General features: G+C 64.0%; 12 protein-coding genes. 9 read left to right on the top strand and 3 right to left on the bottom strand.

Going from position 1 to position 7,985, the window contains the following annotated elements; all coding sequences use genetic code 11:
• Positions 1-132: 132 nt before the first annotated feature.
• Positions 133-1,383, bottom strand: a complete 1,251-nt coding sequence (locus ACR0R4_RS12975; protein ID WP_193591830.1) for an IS256 family transposase — start codon at positions 1,381-1,383, stop codon at positions 133-135.
• Between ACR0R4_RS12975 and ACR0R4_RS12970 the strand changes: the two genes are divergently transcribed.
• The 9 genes from ACR0R4_RS12970 (at position 1,376) to ACR0R4_RS12930 (ending at position 6,779) form a co-directional block, all read left to right on the top strand.
• Positions 1,376-2,365 (top strand): DUF3560 domain-containing protein, encoded by a 990-nt coding sequence (locus tag ACR0R4_RS12970; RefSeq protein ID WP_433647796.1) that lies wholly within the window; start codon positions 1,376-1,378, stop codon positions 2,363-2,365. The genes ACR0R4_RS12975 and ACR0R4_RS12970 overlap by 8 nt on opposite strands.
• 389 nt (positions 2,366-2,754) lie before the next feature.
• Entirely contained in the window at positions 2,755-2,964 is a 210-nt protein-coding gene (locus tag ACR0R4_RS12965) for a hypothetical protein (protein ID WP_079941821.1), read from the top strand.
• A gap of 41 nt (positions 2,965-3,005) precedes the next feature.
• Entirely contained in the window at positions 3,006-3,530 is a 525-nt protein-coding gene (locus ACR0R4_RS12960) for a hypothetical protein (protein WP_079941822.1), read from the top strand.
• 355 nt (positions 3,531-3,885) lie between these two features.
• Positions 3,886-4,134 carry a glutaredoxin-like protein NrdH gene (nrdH, locus tag ACR0R4_RS12955; RefSeq protein ID WP_200769340.1) on the top strand — a complete coding sequence of 83 codons (249 nt, stop codon included), beginning with the start codon at positions 3,886-3,888 and terminating at the stop codon, positions 4,132-4,134.
• Between the two features lie 49 nt (positions 4,135-4,183).
• Entirely contained in the window at positions 4,184-4,588 is a 405-nt protein-coding gene (locus ACR0R4_RS12950) for a DUF6573 family protein (RefSeq protein ID WP_079941824.1), read from the top strand.
• An 86-nt stretch (positions 4,589-4,674) separates the two neighbouring features.
• The gene (locus ACR0R4_RS12945; RefSeq protein WP_079941825.1) at positions 4,675-5,046 is read left to right on the top strand and encodes a single-stranded DNA-binding protein; all 372 of its coding nucleotides are present in this window, start codon (positions 4,675-4,677) and stop codon (positions 5,044-5,046) included.
• Between the two features lie 84 nt (positions 5,047-5,130).
• Complete coding sequence (locus tag ACR0R4_RS12940) at positions 5,131-5,937, top strand: ParA family protein (RefSeq protein WP_079941826.1); 807 nt, start codon at positions 5,131-5,133, stop codon at positions 5,935-5,937.
• On the top strand, positions 5,934-6,311 hold the full coding sequence (locus ACR0R4_RS12935) for a ParB family protein (protein WP_139770737.1): 378 nt from the start codon (positions 5,934-5,936) through the stop codon (positions 6,309-6,311). Before ACR0R4_RS12940 ends, ACR0R4_RS12935 begins: the two co-directional genes overlap by 4 nt.
• Before the next feature lie 36 nt (positions 6,312-6,347).
• Positions 6,348-6,779, top strand: coding sequence for a hypothetical protein (locus ACR0R4_RS12930; protein WP_228145653.1), 432 nt, complete (start codon positions 6,348-6,350; stop codon positions 6,777-6,779).
• Between the two features lie 121 nt (positions 6,780-6,900).
• Here the strand turns inward: ACR0R4_RS12930 and ACR0R4_RS12925 are convergent, their stop codons facing one another.
• The gene (locus tag ACR0R4_RS12925; protein ID WP_433647795.1) at positions 6,901-7,050 is read right to left on the bottom strand and encodes a hypothetical protein; all 150 of its coding nucleotides are present in this window, start codon (positions 7,048-7,050) and stop codon (positions 6,901-6,903) included.
• Positions 7,051-7,160: 110 nt separating this feature from the next.
• Positions 7,161-7,925, bottom strand: a complete 765-nt coding sequence (locus ACR0R4_RS12920; protein ID WP_001389365.1) for an IS6-like element IS6100 family transposase — start codon at positions 7,923-7,925, stop codon at positions 7,161-7,163.
• Positions 7,926-7,985 lie beyond the last annotated feature (60 nt).

The following is a 7,985-nucleotide window of genomic DNA, read 5'->3' as shown; positions in this document are numbered from 1 at the left end:
GGTCAAGTCCCGTGGAGTGGTGTAACCGTTTCGTGATCCTTCAAGGATGTGGGGGCTAGTTTTCGTTGTGATTGCAGATGCTCGCGACGAGCTCACTCACGGTGTCGGAGTACAGCCCAGGAGTGGGGGCGCTCATGCTGCGGCCCCGAGCTCGGGGAGCTCATGGTGCTGGCCGATAGTGTCGGTACCCACGAGCGTGAGGCGGCACCTCGCGAGAACGTCAAGACCGAGGTAACGACGACCCTCGGCCCATTCGTCAGACTGCTCCGCAAGAACGGCCCCGACGAGGCGGGTGATCGCGGCCCGGTTCGGGAAGATCCCCACCACATCGGTCCTGCGGCGGATCTCACGGTTCAGGCGCTCGTTCGGGTTATTCGACCAGATCTGCTGCCACACATCTTTCGGGAACGTGGTGAACGCGAGAATGTCAGCCCGGGCAGCATCGAGGTGGTCGTGCACTTCGGGGAGTTTGTCCTCGACGTAGTCCAGGAGCCGGTCGAATTGGGCCTCAACACTTTTCTGGTCGGGTTGGTCGTACACGGAATGCAGCATCGCTTTCACCGCCGGCCACATGCTCTTCGGGGTCACTGACATCAGGTTCGCAGCGTAGTGCGTGCGACACCGTTGCCACGACGTCCCAGGGAAGTTCGCGCGCATCGCTTCAACGAGGCCAGCGTGCGCGTCAGAGGTGATGAGTTTCACCCCGGTGAGGCCGCGCGCGACAAGGTCTGCGAAGAACCCGTTCCACGCCATCGTGGTCTCCGCGGTCGCCACTTGCATGCCCAGGACTTCCCGATGCCCGTCAGCGTTCACCCCGGTCGCGACGAGCACCATGGTGTTGATCACCCGCCCGCCCTCACGCACTTTCATCGTGAGTGCGTCGCACGCGACGAACGTGAACGGGCCGGCCTCACCTAACGGCCTCGTGCGAAACTCACGCACATGCTCGTCCATATCGGCGGCCATTCGGGAGACCTGCGACTTCGACAGGGAATGGATGCCAAGGGTCTTCACGAGTTTGTCCATCCGCCTCGTTGAGACGCCAGCGAGGTAGGCGTCAGCGACGACGGTGATCATCGCCGCTTCTGAGCGTTTGCGACGTTCGAGGAGCCACTCGGGGAAGTACGTGCCGGAGCGGAGCTTCGGGATCGCGACGTCTATGGTTCCGACACGCGTATCGAGTTCACGGGTGCGGTATCCGTTGCGGGAATTCACTCGGTCAGCAGAGGGCTTCCCGTACTCGGCGCCGCAGATCGCATCTGCTTCGGCTGAGAGGAGGGTGTTGATCATGGTTTGCAGCAGGGTGCGCATCAGATCCGGTGATGCGTCGCCCAGCGCGTTGGTGAGGACGGTGGCAGGGTCGACAATAGAGGGAGTGGTCATCGGTGTGACGCCTTTCGAGTGGGATGTGAGAGTTTCCTCGAAGGAAGATCCCGGTGGCCACGCTGACGTTTACTGGCCGGGATCGTTACACCACTCTACGGGGCACTACTCCGCGCAGATCCTCAAAACAAATGGGTGGCGCTGGGGCCGCAGCATCTCCGCCTGGTACGTCCCGAACAGCCGCGACCGCCTGCCCAAGGATTACGTCATCACCCGCACCGCCTCAGCGCTCGAAACCGCAGGCTACGCGCTGGCCCTCGAAATCGACCGCACCACCCGCAGCACCGGAGAAGTCGAAGCAGGCAAGGCCATGCGCCAGGCCAACCGCGCCGACGCGCTCGAAGCGAAGGCGCTGCGCAAGAGCGCAGACGCACACCAGGCATGGAACCGGGCAGACGCGGCCGGTAACGCGCTCCCCGAGGGTGGCGAGCCCATCAAGATCGGCCACCACTCCGAGCAGCGCCACCGCAACGCCATCGAGAAGGCACACCGCCGCATGGGGCAGGCGATCGCAGCCGACGCCGAGGCCAAGGAAACCGCACGGCGCGCCCGCGTCGCGGCCGCCACCACGAGCGCCCGCTACAAGCCCGTGACCGTCGCGAACCGCATCGAGAAAATCACCGCCGACATTCGCCGAGTCGAGCGCAGCATCTCGGCCGACGTCTACGACCGCGAAACCGGATACAAGCCCGCCACCGCAGAGCAGCAGGTCAAGCGCGCCGAGCACTACGCGCCCCAGCTCGACGAGCTGCGCGACCAGCTCGCCTACTGGCAGCAGATCCGCGCCGACCAGATCGCCACCGGCCAGGCCACAAACTACAGCCGCGAAACCGTCAAGAAAGGCGACGCCGTGAAGATCCGCGGCACCTGGTCACTCGTGCAGCGCGCCAACCCCAAGACCGTGCGCATCCAGGTTGAAGCCGGATGGGATCTGGCCTACGCCTGGGCCGAAGTGCAGGACCACCGCCCCGCAGCAGAATAGAGGCATTATCCCCAATAGAGGCATAAGGGGCCGCGCGCAGAGCGTGGCCCCAGTCGCACCCCGCCGGGGCGCGACGCGAGGGTGCGACCCCCTCGCGCTCCCCCAGCTCGAACCGACGGAGCGGCCCGAGCAAGACGCCGGCCGGCAAGCCGGCCGCAGCAGGCGCAAGCGCCCAATTTATTGCCGTTGATGCCTTCGGCACTGTAGCAACCGCTCCGCTACGCGCATCCGTCCGGGCAGCCGCTGCGCGGCCTTCCTTGACGCGCCGGCCTCGCCCGTCTCTCGCTCCGCTCGGCCGCGCAGGGCCAGCACTACTCCTGCACTCCGCTGCCGCGCTCGCTGTGGCACTACGTGCCATCAACGGCAAAAAAATGAGAGGAAGAGAACCCATGCAGAGCATCACCACCATCACCACGTTCGTGCCCGTCGTCGACGACACCGAGATTCAGCGCCAGTTGCGCAAGCTCGGCGAGCGCGAAGAAGACCTCGCCCACCACGCCCGCGCCGGATACGCGCTTGCGCACACCGCAACCGTTACCGGCCCCGACTTCACAACGTTCGTTGACACGCTCACCCGAGACAACGAAACCAGCAACTAATAGAGGCATTATCCCCAATAGAGACAATGGAGGCATTAGAGATGACGAACACCGACCAGCAACAGGCCATCGAACGATTCATCGCCTACTGGGATGAAGGGATGGCCGCCGACCTCGCCCCCAGACTCACATGCGGCGAAACCGAGGCGATCGCGGATCTGCTCACCGCACACGAGCGCCGCGACCTCGCGGCCGAGTGGATCAACCAGCACAGCTACACCGACGACTCAGGCGACAGCCACCACCGCAGCGCAGGCCAGGGCATCCGCTACGAGCTGGCCACCATCACCGAATCGGTCGCCGTGGTCGAGCTGAACGAGGAAGACCCCAGCGCATTCGGTGCCGGGCACCTGGTGCTCTACCGCGCCGACGACAAGACCCGCCGATTCGCGATCACCGAGCGCACCGACAAGCCCGAGGACGACGACACCCGCGAAGTCATCGGCTGGCACTGGTGCGCCGAGCGCTACCAAGCAGGAGGCTGGACCCCCGACGCGGAGGGCGAGACGACCGACGACGACCTATCCGCACTCGTCGAGGCCGCCTGGACATGGGCCACCCGGTGAACCGAAACCGCGCCCCTCACGGGGCGCGGTGCGAGGGTGCGACCCCCTCGCACTCCCCCAGTTCGAGCCGACGGAGCGGCCCGAACATGACGACGGCCGGCAAGCCGGCCGCAGTAGGCGCAAGCGCCCAATTTATTGCCGTTGATGCCTTCGGCAGCATAGCGACCGCTCTGCTTCACGCATCCGTCCGGTCGGCCGCTGCGCGGCCTTCCTTGACGCGACGCTCTCGCCCGTCTCTCGCTGCGCTCGGCCGTGCGGGTGCGTCACTACGGTTGCGCTCCGCTGCCGCGCTCGCGCTGGCACAGGGTGCCATCAACGGCAAAAAAATTTGAGGGGTGAAGAGAGAATGAGCACCATGAACACCGACAGCCTGACGGTCTACACCAAGCCCGGATGCGTGCAGTGCACCGCGACGTACCGCGCACTCGACGCGAACGGCATCCTGTACGACGTCGTCGACCTCAGCGAGAACGACACCGCCACGGAGTACGTGAAGCAGCTCGGCTACCTCAGCGCCCCCGTCGTAGTCGTCAACGAGCACGAGCACTGGGCCGGCTTCCGAATCGACCTCATCGAACAGCTCGCCGCACGCCTCGGCGAGTAACCCAGCCATCAATAGAGGCATTATCCCTAATAGAGACAATGGAGACACCATGACTGCACACGAGGCCTTCGGCCCCATTATCGCTAGCTACACCCGAGCCCAGGCGCTCGATGACGGAGCGCTCGTCGACGTTACCGAGATGGCGCAAGACGCGCGATTCCGTGTACCCGTCGCGCTCACGCGAGAAGCGTGGGCCGAGGTGGTCGCGTGGGATGAAGACAGGCCCGAGCCGCAGGACGAAAGCGGCCGGCTCTGGGATGTTCTCTACCTCGCAGGCCATGCCGCATCGAGAACGGCCGGCAGTAACCGCGTGACCTTCCAGGTGCTGCGCGTGCCCAACGAGAACCGCGGCCACGATTGGAACCAGCCCGAGCCGATCGAGCTGGCTCTGCACATCGGCCCCGGCGACACCGCAGAACCCGTCATAACCATCATGCTCCCGAACGAATCCTGAAACACTAATGCCTCTATTGTCCCTAATAGAGGCATTAGGTATAATAGAACTACATCGACCAGTACCCGCACACGAAAGGAACCGCAATGAGCTACATCACCCGCACAGGAAACCTCGTCGAAGCCCCAACCCTTCGCCGCAACGACAAGGACACGCCGTACACCTACGCCCGCGTCGCCGTCTCTGATCGACTCAGGGACAAGGACACCGGCGAATGGTACGACGGCCCCACGATCTTCTACTCAGTGAACGTGACCGGCCAGCAGGCGGAACAGCTCGTCGAGGCAGCCGAGATCTCCGGCAACATTCGCGTCACCTTCTCCGGCGATTACCGCGTCACCTCGTACAAGCCCGAGGGCGGCGAGGAGCGCGTGCAGCACGAGGTGCGAGCAGATGAGGTAGGCGTCAGCCTCCGAAACCAGCGCGTCACCGTTTCGAAGATCCGACAGGGCGACTGACGATCGCCCCCAGGGAGGGCCGCAACCCGCGGCCCTCCCAATAAATAGGTCTAATAGAGGCATTAGAGATAGAGAGTTGGAACCATGAGCGCAACCCGTGAGGCCGTCATCCTGACCGCCTGCAACCAGAAAGGCGGCGTGGGCAAATCGACCACGCTGTACCACCTCACCCGCGCCGCGGTGAACGACGGCCTGCGCGTGCTCGTCGTCGACGCGGACCCCCAGGGCAACATCACCCAGGTGCTCACCGAGGGTGTCGGGGAGGAAGAACCCGGCCTCGCTGACGTGCTCAGCGAATACGCCAGCGAAACCCTCGAAGAGGTCATCGTGCCAGCAATCTGGGAAGGCGTCGAGGTCGTGCCCACCACAGGCGAAACACTCGGTATTGTCCGCGACCAGCTCGTGATCGCCGGCGCCGGCCGCGAGGCACGCATGCGGAAAGTGCTAGAGCCCGTACGCGGCCGCTACGACCTGATCTTGATCGACTGTGGGCCGAGCCTCGATCAGCTCGTCACCAACGCTCTCACAGCCGCTGACGGCGCACTCGTGGTCACTCAGACCAAGCTCTGGTCGACCAACGGCCTCGCAAAGCTGCTCGATACCATCACGGTAGTCAACCAGAGCTACAACCCCCGCTTGCGCGTCGCAGGAATCGTGCTCAACCAGCACGAAGCTCGCACCATCGGCGGAACCCATTGGGCCGAGGAAATCACGGCCGCAGCGGAAACCCGAGGCCTGCCGCTGCTCGCGCCGCCAGTACCCAAGCGCCAGGCGATCGCCGACGCCACCGAAGAATCACGCGGCCTCGATGAAGGCGACACCGACGCGCGCGAACTCGCGAAGATCTACGCCGGTTACATCGCCGAACTGACCGGAAGGAACGAACGATGAGCACTGAACGCAAGAGGCGCACATCGAGCCTGGCAGGGCTCACGCCAGTAACCACTCACCCGGCGTCAGAGCCAGCGGCCGAGACTCCTGCAGTCCAGGCACCCGCTGCGCCCGTAGCGCCCCGCACGCGGCCGAAGGCGCAGCCCTCAAAGGGAAGCCGCAAGATGAATTACTACGCGGATGAAGACCAGCAGGGCCGCATCCGCGCCGCGTACTACGCCGGCCGCGACACGTACGGATGGCAGACCCTCACCGACATGCAGAACCAGATCATCATGCAGCACGTGGAACAGCTAGAGCGGGAGTTCAACGGGGGAGCGCCGTTCGAGCCCGTGCACCCCGGCTCCATCTCCCGAGGCCGCCCCCTCGAATAACGGCCCACTGTCCGAGGTCCGCGAAAGGATGACGTGATGAACACCGATACCGACTTCCAGGCACGCTGGCCCGAGCTGTTCGAACCCCTCACGCAGCAGCAACGAGAACAAGCCATCGGCGCGTGCTGGTACGTGCTCAACGATGGCTTCCCGATCGCCAGGGAGACCGTGCAGCGCATCACTACGTTACTCGTCGACGACCCCCAGCAATTCGCGATCCTCTACGCGCTGTACACCGAGGCCAAGGGCGCGGGATATGAGGATCTGGCCGAGCGCGCGGAGCGCGGCGAACTGACCGTGAAGCCAGGCGGCGTCAGCTTGCAGGGGGACGCTGCCGCTGCCGAAGCCCGACGCGCACTCATGGATGCGACCGGCGTGACAAACATCGAAGACGTCACTAGTGCTGCGCTCGGACGCCCGACCGCAGACGCGGATGAAATCGGCGTCGACCCCACAACGAAGGATTGACAGACCAATGGCTATCAACGAAGAAACGCGACAGCTCGAAATCGCACGCGAGGTCGAAGCACTGACACGTACGCTCGCGCACTCGACGCGCACCGTTCCCAACCCGAGCGAGTCATACAACCTACTCGCCGAACTGTGGCTCACCGTGGATCACTTGCAGCAGGTCTCCCAGCAGCTCGCACAGTGGCACCAGGGCGTCATCGACGGCACCCACTACAACGGCCTCGACGGGGAAAAGTATGCCCCAGAAAACGTCGTGCCGTTTCTGCACAGTGCTGCAATCGCGCTCGGGGAAGCATACGGGGCGATCGGCTCGGCGCACTCGATGGCTCTGTTGCAAAGATTGGCGGCAGTCAGAGGTAGGCTGTCGCTCTGCGCCGATCAGGCGGCTGCTGCGAAATGGTGGTTGAGCATGCCCATGGCCTCCGTCAGCGCCGAGGGCCCAATGCCAAAAGCTCTCTCCACAAGGCGCACCTCGCCCCTGATGCCGGGCTGCAGGCACCAGGGGCGAGCCTGTCCTTTGCGCAGGGCTCGCATGACTTCGAATCCCTTGATCGTGGCATAGGCCGTGGGGATCGATTTGAAACCGCGCACCGGCTTGATCAGTATCTTGAGCTTTCCGTGATCGGCCTCGATCACGTTATTGAGATACTTCACCTGCCGGTGGGCCGTCTCCCGGTCCAGCTTTCCTTCGCGCTTCAATTCGGTGATCGCTGCACCATAGCTCGGCGCTTTGTCGGTATTGAGCGTGGCAGGCTTTTCCCAGTGCTTCAGGCCTCGCAGGGCCTTGCCCAGGAACCGCTTCGCTGCCTTGGCGCTGCGGGTCGGCGACAGGTAGAAATCGATCGTGTCGCCCCGCTTGTCGACTGCCCGGTACAGGTAGGTCCACTTGCCCCGCACCTTGACGTAGGTTTCATCCAGGCGCCAGCTCGGATCAAAGCCACGCCGCCAGAACCAGCGCAGCCGCTTCTCCATCTCCGGGGCGTAGCACTGGACCCAGCGATAGATCGTCGTATGGTCGACCGAAATGCCGCGTTCCGCCAGCATTTCCTCAAGGTCGCGATAGCTGATCGGATAGCGACAATACCAGCGCACCGCCCACAGGATCACATCACCCTGGAAATGGCGCCACTTGAAATCCGTCATCGTTCCGTCCGTCCAATCTCCGCCAAGCATGCTCAAGCTTCACGATTTTTGCAACAGAGC

The organism is Leucobacter fengyongliangi, assembly GCF_050971685.1.
Classification (GTDB): Bacteria; Actinomycetota; Actinomycetes; order Actinomycetales; family Microbacteriaceae; genus Leucobacter.
This window is presented reverse-complemented; position numbering and strand designations above follow the sequence as displayed.